Here is a 19,540-nt window from a genome sequence, read left to right as displayed (position 1 = left end):
GCTGATACTGTTCGCTGCAAGTAGGAGCGGAGCGTAATCCAATCGATTCCTCCGCCATTTTCCTCTTGACCAGATGTCGGGGGTTGAGCGATGGTAATGCTGCACTATCGATGGTGCAACGTGTTTATACCCCAGGTGATGCGATAAGCAGCAATGCGAAGCAGCGCCTTAGGAGCGGCATTCATGGAGTGGGAGGCCGCTACAGGGACAAATATGGGTGGAGCGGGGGATCAAATTCGCCTGCAAGGTTGTGCAAACCATAAACTGAAAACAGTGGGAGTGAGACATGAAGAATATACTTGGTAAGGCCGCTTTTGCTGCGTTGGTGCTATCATCTTTCGCAAGCAGTGGCGCGCAGGCGGAAGTGAAGGATGCAGTGGTCGGCTTTTTGATGCCGGATCAAGCATCCACACGTTATGAGGAACGCGACTATCCAGGCTTCGCAGCCGAGATGAAAAAAATATGCGAAAGCTGCAAGGTGCTTTATCTCAACGCCGATGGCGATGCGAGCAAACAGCAGCAGCAGTTCAACTCGGTCATTTCGCAAGGCGCGAAGGTCATCGTACTTGATGCGGTCGACACAGCAGCGGCAGCTTCGTTGGTCAAGCTCGCTCAGTCACAGGACATCAAGGTTATCGCCTATGACCGCCCGATTCCGGATGCGACCTCCGATTTTTACGTGTCATTCGACAATGAAGCCATCGGCAAGTCGATTGCTGAATCGCTGGTTAAGCGTCTGAAGGACAAGGGCGTCGCGGGTGACAAGGGCGGCGTTCTGCAGATCAACGGCTCACCGACCGATGCCGCAGCCGGTCTCATCAAAAAGGGTATCCATGCCGGACTGAAGGATAGCGGTTACAAGACACTTGCCGAATACGACACGCCAGAATGGGCACCAAGCAAGGCTCAGCAGTGGGCGAGCGGCCAGATCACTCGCTTCAATGACCAGATCATCGGGGTCGTGGCTGCCAATGACGGCACTGCAGGTGGCGCGATTGCAGCCATGAAGGCAGCTGGTATTGATCCGCTTCCGCCGATCACGGGCAATGATGCGACGATTGCCGCACTACAGCTCATCATTTCGGGTGATCAGTACAACACAATAAATAAACCATCTGAAATAGTTGCTGCAGAAGCCGCACGCGTGGCTGGCCAGCTTCTCGACAGCGAAACCCCGAAGGCTGAAGCCACGCTCTACAACACGCCATCGAAGCTTTTCGTTCCGGTGGTTGTGACGGCTGAAAACCTCAAGGCGGAGATCATCGACAAGAACATCGTTTCAGCCGAAACGCTGTGCGTCGACCGTTATGCCGATGGCTGCAAGAAGCTCGGTATCACGAAGTAACCCAACCATGCGTCCGGCCTAGGCCGGACGCATTCTTTCCCCGTGCGTGTTATCATGTGCGGTTGACGTTGGGGAAAATTGCGACACCCAGGGAAAGCAAACATGTCCCAAGATCACAAAGCCGCTGCGTCGTCGCGGCAACCAGTACTGCGCCTAAGCGGCATATCCAAGAATTTCGGCGCCGTTTCAGCGCTCACCGATATCGATCTGGAAGTCTTTCCGGGCGAAGTTGTCGCCCTTGTCGGCGACAACGGCGCGGGCAAGTCCACCCTGATCAAGACGTTGGCAGGCGTCCACCAGCCGACATCTGGCACAATCGAATTCAATGGCGAGAAGGTTGCGCTATCGTCGCCGGGTGATGCGCTGGGCCTCGGCATTGCGACGGTGTTTCAGGATCTGGCGCTGTGCGAAAATCTCGATGTCGTGGCCAATATCTTCCTTGGCCGTGAGTTGAGCCCTTACCGCCTTGACGAAGTGTCGATGGAAATCAGGGCTTGGAAGCTTCTCAACGAGCTTTCCGCACGTATTCCGAGCGTGCGTGAGCCCGTCGCCTCTCTTTCAGGCGGCCAGCGCCAGACGGTTGCGATCTCGCGTTCGCTGCTGCTCGATCCGAAGCTAATCATGCTCGACGAGCCGACGGCAGCGCTGGGTGTCGCACAGACGGCTGAAGTTCTCGATCTTATTGAGCGTGTCCGTGACCGCGGGCTCGGCGTCTTGATGATTAGCCACAATATGGAAGACGTGCGCGCGGTGGCAGACCGCATCGTTGTTCTGCGGCTTGGCCGTAATAATGGTGTTTTTTATCCGGATTCCTCGAATGAGGAACTGGTCGCAGCCATTACTGGCGCGAGCAGCAATTCCGTTTCCCGCCGCGCCGAACGCCGTCAGGCGCAGCATGATGCCGGTGAGACCCATGATCGGGGAGAAGCATAATGAACCAGGCAACCGGAAATACCCCTCTTGATCGCCAGGATACGCGGGTACGCCATGATGAAGGCGTTTCAGGCGCGTTGCGCAGTTTCTTTGATCGTGTTCGTTCGGGCGATCTTGGATCACTGCCGGTTATAGTCGGTCTCATCATCATCTGGACCGTTTTCCAGACGTTGAACCCGGTCTTCTTATCGAGCAACAACCTGGTCAACCTATTGTTCGACTGCTCGACCATCGGTGTGATTTCACTCGGTATCGTCTGCATCCTGATGCTGGGCGAAATAGATCTTTCTGTCGGTTCGGTCAGCGGTCTGGCTTCGGCTATCGTCGGCGTGCTCTGGGTTAATCACGGCTGGCCTGTCGGGATCGCGATGCTGGCGGCGCTGTGTGCTGGCGCGCTGATCGGCCTGCTTTATGCCTTTCTCTATAACCGCTTCAGCATGCCAAGCTTTGTTTCAACTCTGGCCGGTCTGCTGGCAGCGCTTGGCCTTCAGCTTTATCTCCTTGGTAATACAGGCTCAATCAATCTGCCTTACGGCTCGTGGCTCGTGAGCTTCGGTCAACTTCTGGTGATGCCGCGTCCACTTTCCTATGCACTGGTGCTGATTGCCGGGCTTGCCATTTTCTTCACTGGTTTTCGTTCGGCGCAGCGTCGCCGCGAAGCCGGTCTGTCGACACCGTCGTCAGTTGGGATCGCGTTCAAAGCCATCATCATCACAATCATTGTCGGTGGTGCGGTGTCCTACCTTAACCAGTCGCGCGGCGTGCCGTGGATGTTCGGCCTCTTCGTGGCGCTAGTCATCGCGATGAACTATGCGCTTACCCGCACAAAATGGGGGCGCGCCATGCAGGCGGTCGGCGGCAATCGTGAAGCAGCGCGCCGTGCCGGTATCAATGTGAAGTTCATCTATATGTCGGCTTTCATGACCTGTTCTGTTCTTGCTGCAGCCGGTGGCATCTTGGCAGCATCTCGTCTGGCATCGTCCAGTCAGCAGGCCGGCACTGGTGACGTCAACCTTAATGCCATTGCGGCAGCTGTCATTGGTGGCACTAGCCTTTTCGGTGGTCGCGGCAGCGCCTGGTCGGCTCTGCTCGGTATTATTGTCATCCAGTCGATTGCCAGCGGTCTAACCCTGCTCGATCTGTCGTCTTCGCTTCGCTACATGATAACAGGCGCAGTGCTCGCAATCGCGGTGATCGTCGATTCTCTTGCCCGCCGCTCGCGCCAGTCGCACGGTCGCGCTTAAAACTTTAAGGACTGAAAAATGGCTCAGGATCTCAACGGAAAATTTGGCGCTGTAACTGGTGCGGCCTCAGGCATTGGCTTCGAATGTGCAAAGCATATGATCGAAGCGGGCATGACGGTGTTTCTCGTCGACCGTGATGAGAAGGCGCTGAAGGAAAAATGCGCAGAGGTTGGTGACAAGGCCAGGCCTCTGGTCATCGATCTGCTCAACCCGGCGTCCGTCGCCACCATGATGCCGCAGATTCTCGAACAGGCTGGCCAACTGGACGTGTTTCACGCCAATGCCGGCGCTTATATTGGCGGCCCTCTGTGGGAAGGTGATCCAGACGCCTGGGACCGCATGTTGAACCTCAATATCAATGCGGCCTTCCGCACTATTCATGCGGTTCTGCCGCATATGATGGAACGCAAGACTGGCGATATTATCATGACCAGCTCCGTTGCAGGCGTCGTGCCGGTGATCTGGGAGCCGATCTATACGGCATCCAAACATGCCGTTCAGGCTTTCGTGCACACGGTTCGCCGTCAAGTTGCCCCGCATGGAATCCGCGTTGGCGGCGTTCTGCCCGGCCCAGTCGTGACCGCACTCATCAGCGATTGGCCGAAGGCCAAGCTCGATGAAGCGCTTGCCAATGGCAGTCTGATGGAGCCGAAGGAAGTTGCGGAATCCGTGATGTTCATGCTGACGCGCCCGCGCAACATCACCATTCGCGATCTGGTCATCCTTCCGCAGAGCCTTGATCTGTAAATGGGCGCGACCATGACCTGTTATTATCTGGGCGTCGATGTCGGCACCGGCAGCGCCCGTGCCGGTCTGTTTGACGCCAGCGGTACCATGCTTGCTTCGGCCAAGCGCGATATCACCATCTGGCGCGAAGCCGGCAGCGTTGTCGAGCAGTCGAGCGCCAATATCTGGCAGGCCGTTTGCGAAAGCGTGCGCGAAGCAGTCAGGATTGCCGGTGTCAATTCGGCCGACATTGCCGGTATTGGCTATGACGCGACATGCTCGCTGGTCGTGCTGGGCGAGGGCGGCAAGCCGTTGGCCGTTGGCCAGTCAAACGATCCGGCGCGCGACATCATTGTCTGGATGGATCATCGCGCTGTCGAACAGGCAGAGCGGATCAACGCGACCAACGCCAAGGTACTTGACTTTGTTGGCGGCACCATTTCTCCCGAGATGGAAACGCCGAAGTTGTTGTGGCTGAAGGAAAACAAGCCGGAAACGTTCGCCGCTGCCTGGCAGTTTTTCGACCTCACCGATTTTCTCACATGGAAATCCTGCGGCAGTCTTGCCCGCTCGGCCTGCACCGTTACCTGCAAATGGACTTATCTCAGCCATGAAAAGCGCTGGGACGAGGCTTATTTCCGTGAAGTTGGCCTTGGCGAATTGGCGGATGAAAGTTTCGTTCGCATCGGCACCGACGTTCGCGCGGGTGGCGAGAAACTTGGCGGTTTGAGCGAACAGGCTGCGACAGAACTTGGCCTGATACCGGGCACAGCAATTGCCGCCGGATTGATCGACGCTCATGCAGGTGGTATCGGCACTGTCGGAGCGCGTGGTTCGGAAGGCCGGATATTGTCACGCATGGCCTATGTGTTCGGCACCTCGGCCTGCACCATGACCACCACCGAACAGCCGGTCTTTGTGGATGGTGTCTGGGGTCCGTATTATTCCGCGATGGTACCGGGGCTGTGGCTCAATGAAGGTGGTCAGTCGGCTGCAGGTGCCGCTATTGATCATCTGATCCACATGCATCCCTTCGCTGTGGAAGCCGAAAAGCTGGCGGCAGCTCAAGGCATGGGTTTGGCTGACGGTCTTGCAGCCGAAGTCGAGGCTAGAGGTGGTGTTGAAAATGCGGCTGTGATCATCGGTGACATTCATGTCGTGCCGGAGTTCCTCGGCAATCGTGCACCGTTCGCGGATCCCGATGCGCGCGCGATCATTGCCGGGCTGGACCTTGATGCCGGCATCGATAGCTTGACGGCGCTTTATCTCGCTGGGCTGTGCGGCCTTGGCTATGGTGCGCGACAGATCGTCGAGGCCCAGAAGACAAAGGGCATTGTGACAGACACTATCGTCGTATCGGGCGGAGCAGCGCGATCGCATCTGGTGCGACAGGTGCTTGCCGACACGACAGGCCTTGTCATCGCGGCCTCAACGTCGCCGGAACCTGTTCTGCTAGGCTCTGCCATGCTGGGTGCGCTGGCGTCGGGTACTTATTCTGATCTTGCTTCCGCAATGCTTTCCATGTCGGAACTTGGGGAGGTGAACAGGCCAGATGCCGGGCGGGCCAAATGGCACGACAGGCGTTTTGAGGCTTTCACGCTATTGCAAGCAACCGCTCGCAAAATTGGCTCAACTCAAATGTGCTAGACTGGCAATCAAATGATTGGATTGATCATTTCGTTGATCGCACCATCTTTATCAAAGCGAACTGTGAAATGGATAGCATCGTGTCATAATCAATTGTGAAACGGCTCGTAAAGGCGTGCGTCGGCTTTTTCAGCCGCAACCTTTAAGCGCTTGTCTCGGGTCCATAAGGATGTTCGCCGGTCGAGTAGAACTGACGCCAGCAGGTGGGCATCAGTATAGCCAATGCCCATGCTAAAAATGCAGTGCTTTTCAATCATAGTCATGACGTCATCATGGGTTGCGACTACAGCTTCACGCTGCACATTCAAAAAAGCCAAGACACTCGTCCTGTCCCGGAGACTGCCCAACGCAAGTTCGCCAACAATCGCTGGATGGCAAAGCAAAAGATCATCACCGATAATCTTAATAAGCTCATTATCGCCGCCGCGGAAATGGTCAATCCAAATTGAAGTGTCTGCCAGTATCACTTATCCACTGAGCTCCGGCGGCGAGGGGCTGCTTCAACGTCAGGCATCGTGCCTCCAAGGGCGATAAGGCGTTTACCGGTCTCCAGTCGCACAAGTGTTTCTAACGCTTGTCGGACTAAAGCGGCTGTCTCTTTCGTGCCGGTCAACAATTTGGCTTTTTCTAAAAGACTGTCATCAAGGTTGATGGTTGAGCGCATAATCTGACTCCGTGTTGAGGCGCCAAAAATAGCACCAAATGATGTTAATATCAACATGCTTCTGTCTGCTCTTGCCTAGCTGTCTGGTTGTGAGACCTCATTGGCATAATAAAGCACGTCATCTACTTTGGCCATGAGTTCGCCGTCAATTGCGGGTTTGTAAAGAGGGTTGGCGAGGCGAGCATTCAGCTCAAGATGTTGCTTTACTTTGTTGACGGGCGACTTTCCTGAAAGAACCCGCTGTCTTCGTTGATTATAGGCATGGTTGAAGCCGATGAGTAGTGTTTCGAGGTCTGCATGGCCGGCGACATTGATACCGAGAACCTCGCTCGCGACCCGACCGTTAAAGCGTTCCACCATGCCGTTAGTCTGCGGCGTATATGGCTTTGTCGTGCGGCGGATGACTTTGAGTTTTGCGCAGGCTTCTTCAAAGCTGTCAGCTGTAAAGCATGATCCGCGATCAGTCAGCACATGCGTTATCCGGAAGGGAAATGCTTTTCGTGTCTGGCTCAGGAAGGCAACCGCGTTGGCTGCATTTTCAGCATCGTAAACAGTCAGATGCACGAAGCGGGAACAGCGATCAATTGCTACGTAGAGATAACGCTTGCGTATCTCTCCATCTGCGGTCCGCAGCTTCGGTAAATGTTTGACGTCGATATGGATGTAGCCCAGATCATATTCGCGAAAGCGGCCCTGTCCTCAGCGCCCCAATCCCGGGAATTTCTGTTAAACGCCGAGCCCGCACATCGGCTCGGGCCATCGCTGCGAACTCGGCATCAAAGGCTGCGATACGCCGATCAAGCTCCTCCCAGCTTGTGCGCATGTCACCCAGCAGAAACACCATGCGCGGGCTCAGTGCGACCGCATCGGTATCCAGCAACTCGCCGAGCAAGAACCGTAGTCGAGCATGCCCTTGTGCGACGACATGCCCGCGCTCCAAAAGTAAGCTGCTGATCTGGTTGGTCAGCGAAGTGCGTTCACCGACCAGGCGGTCGCGCACGCGGTGGAGCGTCTGAACGTCGAGTTGTTCCTCACTTTTGAGTTCGACAAAACGCATGGTGGGGCGAGTTGCGGCTTCGGCGATCGCCTCTGCATCACGGTCATCGTTTTTCTGAGCCTTGACTAATCATCAGGTCACGATAATGCGAAGGAGGGCGCGCAGATCGCCTTGATTGCAGGAGCCTCCACCCATAAGTCCTTGGCATTATTTCACTGGGTTTCGAGCGAGACGAACAGGCTGAGTTTCCAGTTTTACAATATTTTTTTGCGTAATAGCGCTTCTGTTGGCAAACCAATGCATGAGTTCAGACCAAAATAATGCCAAGCAAATCTTCAGCTAAGTAACTGAAATTAAATGGGTTCCGTGCACTCTTTCAACGGCTCTCCGCATTATCGTGACCTGATGATTAGTGAAGTAATGGTCAGGTGAGCATTACTTAACGTAAGGCCGCACATATTCCGGCGACATGAGTCTAACCTCGTGCCCCAGAGCCGCCAGTGACCGTCCCATATGATGGGCACCACAGCAAGCTTCCATCGCAATAACACATGGCGACAGTTTGGCAGCAAAACCGATAACTCCATCACGCCGCAGCCGCTTTCGAACAACAACCATTCCGCTTTCGTCCAGCCCAACAAGGCTGCAGCTATTCTTGCCCAGATCAATACCAACGATCATTATTTGCATGGTTCGCTCCTTCCTCTCTTGAACACTGGCATCATACACTGGTGCCGGCGGGAGGGGTGGGCCATCCATAAAGGGGGGCGTGAGCCAGAGCTTGGGAACTTGATCCAGGTCACGATCCTCCGCCTGGACGACGACCTGAAGCATTCTGTCGTAGCATCTTTCACGAAGGCCGAACGTTTCCTCAAGGCAACAGGGCCACGCGTCCATATCCCCCAAGGCGACACCATCGACGGTGCGCAACTATGCGCTCAAGACGATTGGGTACGGAATTCCGATGCCGTCATCCGAAGACGGTAACGACATTGAGTTCATGGGTCCGCAGGAAACCGTGAAGGAAGCTCTCCTGTGTGTTGCGGGTCGCCGCGCCTGCGTCACACCTCCCGCTCGTTAGTCGTCTGCGCCGCCGACAAGTTGGGCTCGGAGATGACAGCTGAACAGCACTTTGAGCGATGTTCAGTTGCTTATATGCGATAGACCATATATGGATCTTTGCAACGATATATGATTATATAGGTCCAAATATGAACCCTTGTCAAGAATTCTAATGATTATGATCATAAGAGATCATATATGATCATCTATTGGTGTTTATTGGATGTAAGGTCTCTAATATGACCCATAGTGACACGACCACCAAAACAGTGGAAGGAATCCTGCGTGATATCGGGGACCGGATAGCAAAAATCCGCCTCAGCCGAAATCTGACGCAGGCGAACATAGCGAGAGAAACCAGCACATCGGTCAGCAGCATAAAGCGTCTTGAAGCTGGCGAAAACACGTCGCTCGACACCTTCATCCGTGTACTGACGGCACTCGGCCTGGCCGACGATCTGGCGGGCTTTCTGCCTAATCCCGAAGTCCGGCCGATCGAGCGCGTTAAGCGCGAAGGTCATGAGCGCCAACGGGCTTCCGGCCGCAAGCGTGCGGCGAAAGCCACAGAATGGGCATGGGGAGAGGATAACGAGGAATGACAGACGCGACGGTTCGATTGTGGGGCAGGGATATTGGAGCGGTGAGCTGGATTGCCGATCGAGGGATCGGCGTCTTTCAGTACATGCCGGACTTCGTGGGCAGCGCAATAGGGCTGGCACCGATAATGATGCCGCTCACCCCCAATCCGTACGAGTTTCCTGCCCTTCCCAAAGAGGCGTTCAAGGGATTGCCGGGAATGCTCGCCGATTCCCTGCCGGACAAGTTCGGTAACGCCCTTATCGATACGTGGCTTGCTGCGCAGGGACGCGCGGCAAGCAGCTTCAATCCGGTCGAGCGCCTCTGCTATATCGGTACACGCGGCATGGGCGCGCTGGAGTTTCACCCGACCACGCTCAAAGCCGCGCGCAAGTCGAAACGAGTCGACATCGACGCCCTGACAGCGCTTGCCAATCAGGCTCTCAATAACCGGGAGGCTCTGGCCGGCATTCTCAGGGGTGATGACGACCGGGAGATGCTTGAAGAAATTCTGCGCGTCGGTACCTCAGCGGGCGGTGCGCGCGCTAAGGCGATCTTGGCCTGGAACGAGGAAACTGGCGAGTTCCGCTCGGGTCAGGTGAAAGCTGGAGAGGGCTTCACCTACTGGCTGATGAAATTTGACGGCATATCGAACAACGGCGACAAAGAACTAGCCGATCCACAAGGCTTCGGGGTAATCGAATATGCCTTCTACTTAATGGCGACTGCCGCCGGCATCGATATGAGCGAATGCCGCATCCATAAGGAAGGCGGCCGGTCGCATTTCATGACGCGACGATTCGATCGCAGCGCCAGCGGACAGAAGCTGCATATGCAGTCCCTCGCCGCACTCCGTCACTATGATTTCAATATGGCCGGCGCTTATTCCTATGAACAGGCGATAGAGACGATCCGCTTGCTGGACTTGCCGGTTCATGACATCGAGCAGCAGTTCCGTCGGGCAATCTTCAACGTGCTGATCCGCAATCAGGACGATCACGTCAAGAACATCGCCTTCCTGATGAACCGTACGGGCGAGTGGCGACTGTCACCCGCCTACGACGTCGTTTATGCGTATAATCCAAGCGGAGCCTGGACCAACCAACATCAGATGAGCCTCAACGGCAAGCGAGATCACTTCGAGTTAACGGATCTCATCGCCTTTGGCGAGTTTTGCGGACTGAAGTCGAAGAGGGCCGAGGCGATCATCCGTGATCTGCGCAGCCATTTGGGGGACTGGCTGACTTATGCGGATCAGGCCGGTATACCGGGGAATGAGGCCTTGAAGATTCACCGCGCCATGCGGCACGAAATCGTTGTTCCTGTCGCCCAGATGCTATCAGCCTCTCATCCTGTGTCCGATGCATCAAACCCGTGAATTTTTGTCCGAAGCAGATGCTATAGAGCGGCTTCAAAGAAGAACCGTGCTTCCGGTTCGGCGGGAATGACATCATCGCGGGCGCCAGTATTTTGTATCAAATGTGTGTTCACGAAAGTCAGTCTGTATGTCCCGCGACAATTTCACGGCAGCAACAAAACGCGATTTGGCTTTGCGGGCAAGTCATCACTGTTCGCTCTGTAAAATCTCTATGGTGGGGCCAGGCGACGAAAAGCCAACGGCCACCACCATTATCGGAAAAGCGGTACACATCTGTGCAGCATCCTGCGAACCGGACCCGCTGGTACGCGCGTTCAATTGGCGCATTTCGTCGAAGGGAATGGCCGGGATTTGTTTTCTTTCGCCGAAGGCTTCAGGTGCCTGGCAGAGAGGGGTCGCTAATCCTTCTCAGTGAACTCGGTTACGGCAACCGGCTTTTGGACGCACCCTTGGTCGAGCGAGTGAATGGATTCTATGAAGTCGAATTCCTATTCCGCGAGCATCTCACCCGGATCAGCGCCACATCAGATGTTTGGGGCGTATGTGCCGAAACAGGCACGATGATTTTCTTGAATAGAAGTGCTGGTCCAGAATATCGAGCGCACGTTGGGATGGCGCGGGGAACGTGGTTCGCCAACCTCGAAGGAGGAAGCGATCTGTCGGACCTCTATTGGCGATACGAAAATTCTCCATGGTTTGCCCGTTTGGCCATGATGGAAATGATCCGACTTTCGTGCCTCCCTAGCTTTCGCAAGAATGCCAAGGAAACCGCCACACCGCTCGCCTGCGTGAATCGGGTGAATCGCGTTGAAGTGCCGGCATTCGAGTTGGTCGATTAACGGCTCTCCATTGAGGTAGAATTCGACATTAAGGGGCTGGAACCTTGGGCAGGTGCTCTGTCTGTTTACGTTTCCACGCCAGAACAGCTCGAAGGGTCGCGTGCCGCGGCAAAGCTCCGCGTGGAAAAAATTTTCAAAGTTGAGAGGGCCATTACGGGCCACTAGGCGACAACTGCGGCGCTGATCGTGCGCCTGGCTGACGAGACGAGGCGAATTTGGGGGGCGCGGGAAATTCTGACTATGGGATCGTACGGGCTCTTGTGTAGGCATGGCTTTGAGAACGCACATTTGCCAGAACTAGGCTCTGTAGAAGGAAATATGATCCGAGATCCGTTCTATCAAACACTTAATCCATGCTGGTAACGGGTTTCCGGCTCAAATCCGTTCAGGCCGAGCGCCCTAGATTCTTGACTGGCAATCTAGTATTCCAGAATTTGCTACTCAGGTTGATTGGAACCCCGGTCACTGGTTGCAGCTCAGGGCGCATTCACTTGATTCCAACTTGTGCTATCATCTCTTTTGCGCTATATAGCAAATATGCGATGGCTAGTTGAAACGCTTGACGACACTGTGGATGCTGAAATCGAGGGGCTTCCTGCTGGATTGCAGGCCCGTCTCGTCCGTTTAATGGAGATGGTCGAGAGCGTTGGTTTAGACCAATTGCATGAGCCTCATGTCAAGCATTTGGAGGGAAAGCTCTGGGAGCTTCGTGCTAAAGCAATGGAAGGAATTGCGCGGGGTCTGTACGTTACTGTTACCGGACGCCGCGTTGTCATTCTTCATGTTTTTGTCAAGAAATCGCAGAAAACACCTAAGAGCGCCTTAGATTTAGCGAAGCAGCGAATGAAACAGGTAAAGCCATGACTAGGATTTCAGACCTAAAAAAGCGCCTTATGAACGATCCGGAATTCCAGAAGGAATATGAAAAGGCGGATGCAGAGTTTGCTCTTGTCGAAGCTCTTGTGAAGGCAAGAGCCGACGCAAAGATGTCGCAAGCTGATGTAGCAAAACGTATCGGCACGACCCAATCAGCCATTGCTCGGCTTGAAGGCGGTAAGGTTTCTCCGTCCATTTCTACATTACGTCGATACGCAGAAGCCACAGGGTCAAAACTGCAAATTAGTCTAATCCATCCTTGATAATACAGCGATCTCGTGAGGTCGCACTTTGCAAGATTGATTATGATTTTTTAGGCGGCAACGCTGCAACTCAGGATCTATTCAGGATGTGCGAACGGGGCAGTGCTGCTTTACATTATTAACTTGGAATTAAAGCGATCGTGCGCGGATCAAGCATTAATGTCCGTCATAGGGCACCGTAACCTTAACTTTGATGTAAGTCTCAGCGGTTGATAAGATGGCATGCACCACAATCGCTCCTCGCTTTCCACCTGAGATTATTGCCGAAGCAGTGTGGCTGTATTTCCGGTTTCCACTGAGCTTTCGCATGGTCGAAGACATGTTGGCATACCGAGGGATCATCGTTACCCACAAGACAGTGCGCGAGTGGGCTGAGAAGTTCGGACGAGACTATGCCAATACAATCCGTCGCCGCACACCGCGCCTTGGCGACAAATGGCACCTTGATGAGGCTGTCGTGACAATCAACGGAGAACGGCACTTTCTGTGGCGCGCTGTTGATCAAGATGGCTTTGTACTTGAAGTGCTGGTCCAGAAACGCCGCGATACCAGAGCCGCCAGACGCTTTATCCGCAAACTCTTGTCACGTCAGGGCGCAGTTCCCCGTGTCATGGTCACGGACAAGCTTGGCTCTTATGGCGCCGCCATTCGTGAGATCGGTCTCACGGTCTGTGATCATCGCCAGCACAAGGGTTTGAATAATCGGGCCGAAAATTCACATCAACCGATAAGACGGCGAGAGCGCGGCATGAAGCGCTTCAAGTCAGCTCGGCACTTGCAACGTTTCGCATCCATTCACGACCCGATTTATAACCTTCATCATTTTCCCCGCCACCGCTTCACCTCTGCCATTCACCGAGAATTACGCCAAACCGCCAATACTATCTGGCGCGATATCGCTGGCCTGTAATCCGCTTGAAACAGCATCAAAGTCCGGGATATGTCCGTAGGCAGGTTAACGTAACGGTGCCAAACGGGATCATCGCCGTGTCAAACGATGGATACGATCCATGCTCGGCTTCAAGTCCGAAGCGGCCGCCAGCATCACTCTGGCTGGTATCGAGCTCGTTCACATGATGCGAAAGTTGCAAGGCAATTTCGGGTCAACCGTAGCGCTTTCACTCAAACAACAATTCACAGCGCTTGCAGCATAATAGCGTCCATCGGTCAGCCACGCTTTGTCCCACCGAAATTTTTGCAACAGATCCATCTGGTTGTGAGGTCGCCAACTGTCAGATGCGTCAAAGCCCAGATGGGGCATCATCAAATCGGCCGTGGTTGTCTTTGGTTGAGAAAGGTCGAATACGGTTTAATAAACAAAAATCGAACAGGCGGACAGAATAAGTCGTTGGACGCACCGGATACCATTCTTCACTTTGTCCTCAAACAAAAGGGGAGTGACTGATGGCACGTTCGATCAACAGAAAATCGGCTTTTCTGGCAAGTTTAGCGTTCAGTGTTTCGGCAATGACAGTTTTCGCGACCAATGCGGCGGAAATCACCGTGATGGGTTATCGCGGCGCATTCCAGGACAATTACGTCAAGGCCGTCATCGAACCGTTCCAGAAGGAACATCCCGACATCAAGGTCACTTATTACGGCGTGCAGAATGCAGCGACATCGCTCGGCAATATGCGCGCCCAGAAATCTTCACCGCAGACGGATGCCGTAATCTATGACCTTTCGGTCGCCAAGATTGCCGAGGAGGAAGGGCTGGTCGAAAAGCTCGATCCGGCATCGCTCCAGAATTATGCAGACATCGCCGATCTCGGAAAGGAACTGGCCGCCGCCGCAATTCCCATCACATATGACACGCTTTCGCTTCTTTATAATAACGCTGCATTTGCGGAAAGCCCGCCGGATAGCTGGGAAGGGCTCTGGGACAAGCAGCAAAGCGGCAAGGTCATCATACCGGCACAGGGCGGCGGTGATATTCAGGCTATCCTGCTTACGATCATCGCGAACCGTCTCGCCGGTGAAGACGACTATACGAAAACCGTGAAACCGGGCGTCGACAAGCTGGTGGAGCTCGCACCTGCCGTGCAGACATGGGAACCGAAGCCCGATGCCTATACGCTGGTTGCAAATGGCACGGCCACTCTGTCGATCGGCTATAATGCACGCGCCCAGTTCTACTTCGATCAGACCGGTGGAAAGCTTCAGTCGGTTGGACCGAGGGAAGGCACGGCTGCGCAAGTGAACGTCATCAGTGCGATTGCCAACGGCAAAAATATGGATGCGACCAAGACATTCATCGATTACGCGATAAGCCCCGAGGCGCAGGCCCGTTTCGCCGAGATTATGTTCTATGCGCCATCGAACACGAAAGCGGATGTGAACGACGAAACGAAAAAGCGCATCCCGTACATGGATACGGTCCAACGCGAAAAGCTTATTCCGGTCAACTGGATGACAATCGGCGACATGCGCGACAAGCTGCTCAATCCTTGGCGTCGCCAGATCATCCCGGCTGGTCGCTAGTCGCCCCTCGCATCTCATCTTGAAATTGATTGCACTGCCCCGTTTCGCTGGGGCGGCAACGACTACTCACAGGTTTCGATATGGTAGCAGAAAGCTCATTTCTACAGTTGAAGGCCCTCACCAAGCTTTACGGTAGCAATTACCGGGCAGTGGACGATCTTCATCTCGATCTGCCGCGCGGAAAATTGCTCGGTCTCCTCGGCCCATCCGGTTGCGGAAAGACTACGACTTTGCGCATGATTGCCGGTCTCGCATCGATCTCCGATGGCAACATCCTGATCGATGGCAACGATATATCGCACAGGCCGCCGCATCAGCGTGATATTGGTCTGGTTTTTCAGAACTACGCCTTGTTCCCACATATGACCGTGGCCGAAAATGTCGCTTTCGGTCTCGATATGCGCAAGGTCGGCAAGGCTGAGGCGAAGAAGCGCGTTGAGGAAGCGCTCGAAATGGTGCGGCTTCCTGGCTATGGTTCGCGCAAGCCTAAGGAAATGTCCGGTGGCCAGCAGCAGCGTGTGGCACTGGCGCGTGCGCTGGTCATCCGCCCGCGCATTCTTCTGCTGGACGAGCCCCTGTCCAATCTGGATGCGAAGCTGCGCGATGACATGCGGATCGAAATCCGCGAGATTCAGCAGCGCCTCGACATCACGACGGTTTTCGTCACGCATGATCAGGTTGAAGCACTGACAATGTGCGATGTCGTCGGCGTGATGGATAGCGGCAAGCTGGCACAGCTTGGTTCGCCGGAAGAAATCTATGAGAAGCCATCCTCCCTGTTCGTGGCCAAATTCGTCGGACGTGCCAACGTCCACAATTGCGAGATCGTCGACGAAAATGTCTGCCGTCTGGGCAGCGGCACCTATCGCTGCAACACGCATGCAAAGTCGCGCGGGTCAGGGCAGATCGCCATTCGTCCGCATCGCATCAATCTCACGCCCAACCGCGATCGCAATCTTGTCAGTGTCGTAACCAACAGCGCCCACGGCGTGGTCGGGCGCACGACCTATATCGGTGACATCGTTCAATACGACATCGAGATTGAGGGCGCCTGCCTGAAAGTGGAAGTACCGACCGCCAGTGCGGGGCATGCATTCCATACCGGTGACCGGCTGCTGTGCGAATGGAAACCGGAAGACATGCTGGTTTTCGGGAGCTGATGTCATGACAGCGATCACATCTACCGACATCATCCCGGCAAAGCCATCGAGACGCAGGCGTTACAGTCTCACCGCCGTTGCGCTCCTTCTGCCAATGGCCTTGATCAATCTTATCGCCTTCATTGCGCCGGTCGCGCATCTGGCGCAGATATCCTTCCTGCAGAGCGAGAGTGGCGGTGTCCTGACAGACCGCTATACGTTCGAAAACTACATCAACTTCTTCACCGACAGTTTCAATTGGGGTCTGGTGTTCAACTCGCTCTGGTTGAGTGCGTTCATCACGCTGGCGACGCTTATCTGTGCCTATCCGATTGCGCTTTTCCTGCACCGTGTTTCGCCGGTCTGGCGCAACTTCCTTTTCGTGGTGACAGTCTCGCCGCTGCTCGTCAGCAGTGTGGTGCGCACCTATGGCTGGATGGTGCTTCTCGGCGATCAGGGGCTCGTCAATGGAGCTTTGATGAATCTCGGCATCATTTCCTCCCCCGTCAGGCTCGTTAACAATACGCTCGGCGTATTCATCGGCATGGTGGAAATTCTGATCCCTTACATGGCGCTCTCGCTGATCGCCGGTTTCGGGCGCCTGAACGCCTCGCTTGAGGAGGCCGCGGCGTCGCTCGGCGCCAATGCCTTCACGCGATTTCGCCGGATCATCCTCCCACTCACGTTGCCGGGTATCGCACTTGGCTGCCTGCTCTGCTTCGTGCTGGCAATCAGCTCCTTCATCACGCCCAAATTGCTCGGCGGCGGGCGCGTGTTCCTGCTGGCGACGGAAATCTACGATCAGGCTGTGATCCAGCTTGAATGGCCGCGAGCCGCCGCCACCTCCGTCATTGTCCTGATCATCTTCGGTCTCGCCTTGATAGTCTATTCCCGCATCGCACGTCGTATCGACTGACTGGCAAAGGAGAAACGAGATGATTGGTTCAACTTCATTGCCATTCCGCCTTCTGGTCGGCCTGCTCTATCTGTTCCTGCTGGCCCCCATTCTGGTCGTCGTGCCGATATCGTTCAGCAATGACAACTATCTCACTTTTCCGCCGCAGAGCTGGGGTGTGCGCTGGTATGCGGAAATGCTGCATCATGAAACGCTCATTCTGGCGTTCTGGACCAGCCTCGGCATTGCATCGGTCGTTACCGTCCTGTCGCTTCTGGCAGGAATCCCGGCGGCCTATGCGATCCGCCGGTATCAGTTCCGTGGACGCGAAGCGGTGCTGAACCTCTTTACCGCGCCGCTGCTTCTACCGTCCATCGTGCTTGGCCTTGCCATTCTGCTGGTCTTCGTGCGGCTGGAACTGCTCGGCACATTTACGGGCCTTGTGATCGCCCATCTGATCGTGACGACCCCTTACGTCATCCGCATCATGATAACGGCGTTCTCGACTTTGCCACCGTCGGTTGAAGAGGCGGCCACGATGCTGGGTGCGTCACCGTTCACTGTGTTTCGTCGCATCACCCTGCCGCTGATGATGCCGGGTCTGGTGGCGAGTTCGGCACTGTCCTTCCTCCTGTCCTTCGATGAGGTGGTGATCTCGCTCTTCATCACCGGACCACGCATGACGACGCTGCCGGTTGAAATCTTCAACTATGTCGAAAGCCGCACCGATCCGATGACCGCTTCCATCTCGGTCGTGCTGATCGCGGCCACGCTGCTCATCATCTTCGTCATCGAACGCACACTCGGATTGTCACGCACAATCGGCAAATAACCTCCCAACTGAAAGTGACTGCAAGCATGGAAAATATCGCACTCTGGATGTCGCAACCGCATTTCAGCTATTTGGAAATTGCCCGGACCTGCGGCTTCTCATCCTTCGTTCTGGAACTCGAACACGGAACTTTCGACCTGTCGACACTGGATCAGTTTCTGGCTTTCACCAAGGCGCAGGGGCTCTCCACCCTGACGAAGGTGCTGGCGCCGACGCCGGAGGCCATCCAGCAGGCACTCGATTTTGGATCGAATGGCGTCATCGTTCCGCATATTCTCGGCGTGGAACATGCGCATCAGGTTACGAAGGCTGCGAAATATCCGCTGGTCGGCACTCGCTCTTATACCGGTGGTCGCGTTTTCGGCTACGCCCGTCCGGAGACCGATGCCTTCGAAAAAGAGAACAAGCGTACCAAATGCTTCGCCATGGTCGAGACGGCGGAAAGTCTTGCCGACGTCGAGAAGATTATCGCGCTTGATACGGTCGACGGCTTGTTTCCCGGCCCTTCGGATCTGGCGCTTGCGCGCGGTCGGGGAGCATATGCTTTCAATGATGACGACAAGGCCGATCTGCGCCGTTGCGCAGCCGCTGCACACGCTGCCGGCAAGCCATGGATCATGCCCGCCTGGACCAAAGCCGAACGGCGCTTCGCACAGGAAGAGGGTGCCGCGATGCTGGTCGTCGCCACCCAGAACATGACGCTTCGCCAGGGCATGGTTTCGACTGTGAACATGCTGAAAAGCGAAGCCCTGGTTGCCTGATTATTTCGGAACTGAATACCCACTCATTCGCTGGAGGAAGAAATGAAGATTAGCCTGATCCAAACAAGCCCGCAGACCGACAAGGCAGAAAACCTGCGTATTACGCGGGGATTGATGGAAGACGCCGTGCGCACGGATTCTCCGGACCTGATCGTGCTGCCCGAATATTTCGAATATTACGGTGGTACTCCGGAAGAGAAACTTGCGGCAGCCGAGAGCGCTCCCGGTGGTGCTGCCTACAAGATGGCGCAGGACTTTGCTCGCGAGCACAAGGTCTTCGTCCATGCCGGAACCTTGATGGAAAAGGTTCCAAACGAAAAGCGCATCTACAATTCCACCTTCGTCTTCAATCGTGAAGGCAAGGAGATCGCGCATTATCGCAAGATCCATATGTTCGACATCGTTGGACCGGATGGAACGGCCTATAAGGAATCCGCAACTGTCAAGCCGGGCGAGAATGTCGTCGTCTATGATCTTGACGGGTTCAAGATCGGCTGCGCGATCTGCTACGACATCCGCTTTGCCGAACTTTATCTGGAGCTCGAAAAGGCCGGTGCCGATGTCATCGTGCTTCCCGCCGCATTCACGCTGCAAACTGGCAAGGACCACTGGGAGGTGCTGGCGCGCGCCCGTGCGATCGAAACCCAGACCTATTTTGCCGCCTGCGGTCAGACCGGCAGCACGGTTTCGAATGGCGAGCGGCGTCATACCTATGGTCACTCGCTCGTCTGCGATCCATGGGGCCATGTCGTGGCGCGCGCGTCTGATGGCGTCGGCTTCGTGACGGCGCGCATCGAGCGTGCGCAGATCGAGCGTGTGCGTTCGCTCATTCCTATGGTCAGCCATCGCCGCATCGGCAAGCAGTTGCAAGCCTGCGCATAG

Annotated in this window: 19 protein-coding genes and 4 pseudogenes; 18 read left to right on the top strand and 5 right to left on the bottom strand. The window is 55.2% G+C overall.

Annotation, left to right across the window (positions count from 1 at the left end):
* Window positions 1-286 precede the first annotated feature (286 nt).
* The 5 genes from CES85_RS24225 to CES85_RS24205 all read left to right on the top strand — a co-directional run bounded on the left by CES85_RS24225 (window position 287) and on the right by CES85_RS24205 (window position 5,895).
* Window positions 287-1,345, top strand: a complete 1,059-nt coding sequence (locus tag CES85_RS24225) for an ABC transporter substrate-binding protein (protein WP_095448372.1) — start codon at window positions 287-289, stop codon at window positions 1,343-1,345.
* A gap of 102 nt (window positions 1,346-1,447) precedes the next feature.
* A complete protein-coding gene (locus CES85_RS24220) occupies window positions 1,448-2,278 on the top strand; it encodes an ATP-binding cassette domain-containing protein (protein ID WP_095448371.1) in 831 nt (276 codons plus the stop codon).
* Window positions 2,278-3,522 (top strand): sugar ABC transporter permease, encoded by a 1,245-nt coding sequence (locus CES85_RS24215; protein WP_095448370.1) that lies wholly within the window; start codon window positions 2,278-2,280, stop codon window positions 3,520-3,522. Before CES85_RS24220 ends, CES85_RS24215 begins: the two co-directional genes overlap by 1 nt.
* Window positions 3,523-3,540: 18 nt before the next feature.
* Window positions 3,541-4,269: an SDR family oxidoreductase gene (locus CES85_RS24210; RefSeq protein WP_095448369.1), complete on the top strand. Its 729-nt coding sequence runs from the start codon at window positions 3,541-3,543 to the stop codon at window positions 4,267-4,269.
* Between the two features lie 12 nt (window positions 4,270-4,281).
* Window positions 4,282-5,895 (top strand): FGGY-family carbohydrate kinase, encoded by a 1,614-nt coding sequence (locus tag CES85_RS24205; RefSeq protein WP_095448841.1) that lies wholly within the window; start codon window positions 4,282-4,284, stop codon window positions 5,893-5,895.
* 89 nt (window positions 5,896-5,984) lie between these two features.
* Here the strand turns inward: CES85_RS24205 and CES85_RS27955 are convergent, their stop codons facing one another.
* The 5 genes and pseudogenes from CES85_RS27955 to CES85_RS24180 all read right to left on the bottom strand — a co-directional run.
* A complete protein-coding gene (locus CES85_RS27955) occupies window positions 5,985-6,362 on the bottom strand; it encodes a type II toxin-antitoxin system VapC family toxin (protein ID WP_095448368.1) in 378 nt (125 codons plus the stop codon).
* Window positions 6,359-6,559 carry a type II toxin-antitoxin system VapB family antitoxin gene (locus CES85_RS24195; RefSeq protein WP_095448367.1) on the bottom strand — a complete coding sequence of 67 codons (201 nt, stop codon included), beginning with the start codon at window positions 6,557-6,559 and terminating at the stop codon, window positions 6,359-6,361. The genes CES85_RS27955 and CES85_RS24195 overlap by 4 nt, the downstream gene beginning before the upstream one ends.
* A 75-nt stretch (window positions 6,560-6,634) precedes the next feature.
* Window positions 6,635-7,258: pseudogene (locus CES85_RS24190) on the bottom strand (DDE-type integrase/transposase/recombinase); the annotation flags it as partial.
* Window positions 7,259-7,468: 210 nt separating this feature from the next.
* Window positions 7,469-7,682, bottom strand: a pseudogene (locus tag CES85_RS28370) (IS110 family transposase); the annotation flags it as partial.
* 324 nt (window positions 7,683-8,006) lie between these two features.
* A pseudogene (locus CES85_RS24180) lies at window positions 8,007-8,234 on the bottom strand (IS110 family transposase); the annotation flags it as partial.
* A 623-nt stretch (window positions 8,235-8,857) separates the two neighbouring features.
* On the opposite strand from CES85_RS24180, the gene CES85_RS24175 reads away from it, so the two are divergent.
* The 13 genes and pseudogenes from CES85_RS24175 (at window position 8,858) to CES85_RS24115 (ending at window position 19,540) form a co-directional block, all read left to right on the top strand.
* Window positions 8,858-9,217, top strand: coding sequence for a helix-turn-helix domain-containing protein (locus tag CES85_RS24175; RefSeq protein ID WP_095448366.1), 360 nt, complete (start codon window positions 8,858-8,860; stop codon window positions 9,215-9,217).
* Window positions 9,214-10,572, top strand: coding sequence for a type II toxin-antitoxin system HipA family toxin (locus CES85_RS24170; RefSeq protein ID WP_095448365.1), 1,359 nt, complete (start codon window positions 9,214-9,216; stop codon window positions 10,570-10,572). Before CES85_RS24175 ends, CES85_RS24170 begins: the two co-directional genes overlap by 4 nt.
* Window positions 10,573-11,021: 449 nt before the next feature.
* Window positions 11,022-11,411 (top strand): hypothetical protein, encoded by a 390-nt coding sequence (locus CES85_RS24165; protein ID WP_157743502.1) that lies wholly within the window; start codon window positions 11,022-11,024, stop codon window positions 11,409-11,411.
* Window positions 11,412-11,948: 537 nt separating this feature from the next.
* On the top strand, window positions 11,949-12,275 hold the full coding sequence (locus CES85_RS24160; protein WP_095448363.1) for a type II toxin-antitoxin system RelE/ParE family toxin: 327 nt from the start codon (window positions 11,949-11,951) through the stop codon (window positions 12,273-12,275).
* Between the two features lie 29 nt (window positions 12,276-12,304).
* Window positions 12,305-12,550 (top strand): helix-turn-helix domain-containing protein, encoded by a 246-nt coding sequence (locus CES85_RS24155; RefSeq protein ID WP_244923372.1) that lies wholly within the window; start codon window positions 12,305-12,307, stop codon window positions 12,548-12,550.
* A 217-nt stretch (window positions 12,551-12,767) separates the two neighbouring features.
* The gene (locus CES85_RS24150) at window positions 12,768-13,460 is read left to right on the top strand and encodes an IS6 family transposase (protein WP_095448361.1); all 693 of its coding nucleotides are present in this window, start codon (window positions 12,768-12,770) and stop codon (window positions 13,458-13,460) included.
* Window positions 13,461-13,512: 52 nt separating this feature from the next.
* Window positions 13,513-13,704 (top strand): annotated as a pseudogene (locus tag CES85_RS24145) (IS6 family transposase); the annotation flags it as partial.
* 250 nt (window positions 13,705-13,954) lie between these two features.
* Window positions 13,955-15,031: an extracellular solute-binding protein gene (locus CES85_RS24140; RefSeq protein WP_095448360.1), complete on the top strand. Its 1,077-nt coding sequence runs from the start codon at window positions 13,955-13,957 to the stop codon at window positions 15,029-15,031.
* A gap of 80 nt (window positions 15,032-15,111) precedes the next feature.
* The gene (locus CES85_RS24135; protein WP_095448359.1) at window positions 15,112-16,191 is read left to right on the top strand and encodes an ABC transporter ATP-binding protein; all 1,080 of its coding nucleotides are present in this window, start codon (window positions 15,112-15,114) and stop codon (window positions 16,189-16,191) included.
* Between the two features lie 4 nt (window positions 16,192-16,195).
* Entirely contained in the window at window positions 16,196-17,086 is an 891-nt protein-coding gene (locus CES85_RS24130; protein WP_095448358.1) for an ABC transporter permease, read from the top strand.
* Window positions 17,087-17,105: 19 nt separating this feature from the next.
* The gene (locus CES85_RS24125; protein ID WP_095448357.1) at window positions 17,106-17,897 is read left to right on the top strand and encodes an ABC transporter permease; all 792 of its coding nucleotides are present in this window, start codon (window positions 17,106-17,108) and stop codon (window positions 17,895-17,897) included.
* 26 nt (window positions 17,898-17,923) lie between these two features.
* Window positions 17,924-18,658, top strand: a complete 735-nt coding sequence (locus tag CES85_RS24120; RefSeq protein ID WP_095448356.1) for an HpcH/HpaI aldolase family protein — start codon at window positions 17,924-17,926, stop codon at window positions 18,656-18,658.
* A 42-nt stretch (window positions 18,659-18,700) separates the two neighbouring features.
* The gene (locus CES85_RS24115) at window positions 18,701-19,540 is read left to right on the top strand and encodes a carbon-nitrogen hydrolase family protein (protein WP_095448355.1); all 840 of its coding nucleotides are present in this window, start codon (window positions 18,701-18,703) and stop codon (window positions 19,538-19,540) included.

It is taken from the genome of Ochrobactrum quorumnocens (assembly GCF_002278035.1).
GTDB lineage: Bacteria > Pseudomonadota > Alphaproteobacteria > Rhizobiales > Rhizobiaceae > Brucella > Brucella quorumnocens.
The sequence above is the reverse complement of the archived record's forward strand: the minus strand, read 5'-3'. Positions and strand labels throughout refer to the sequence as shown.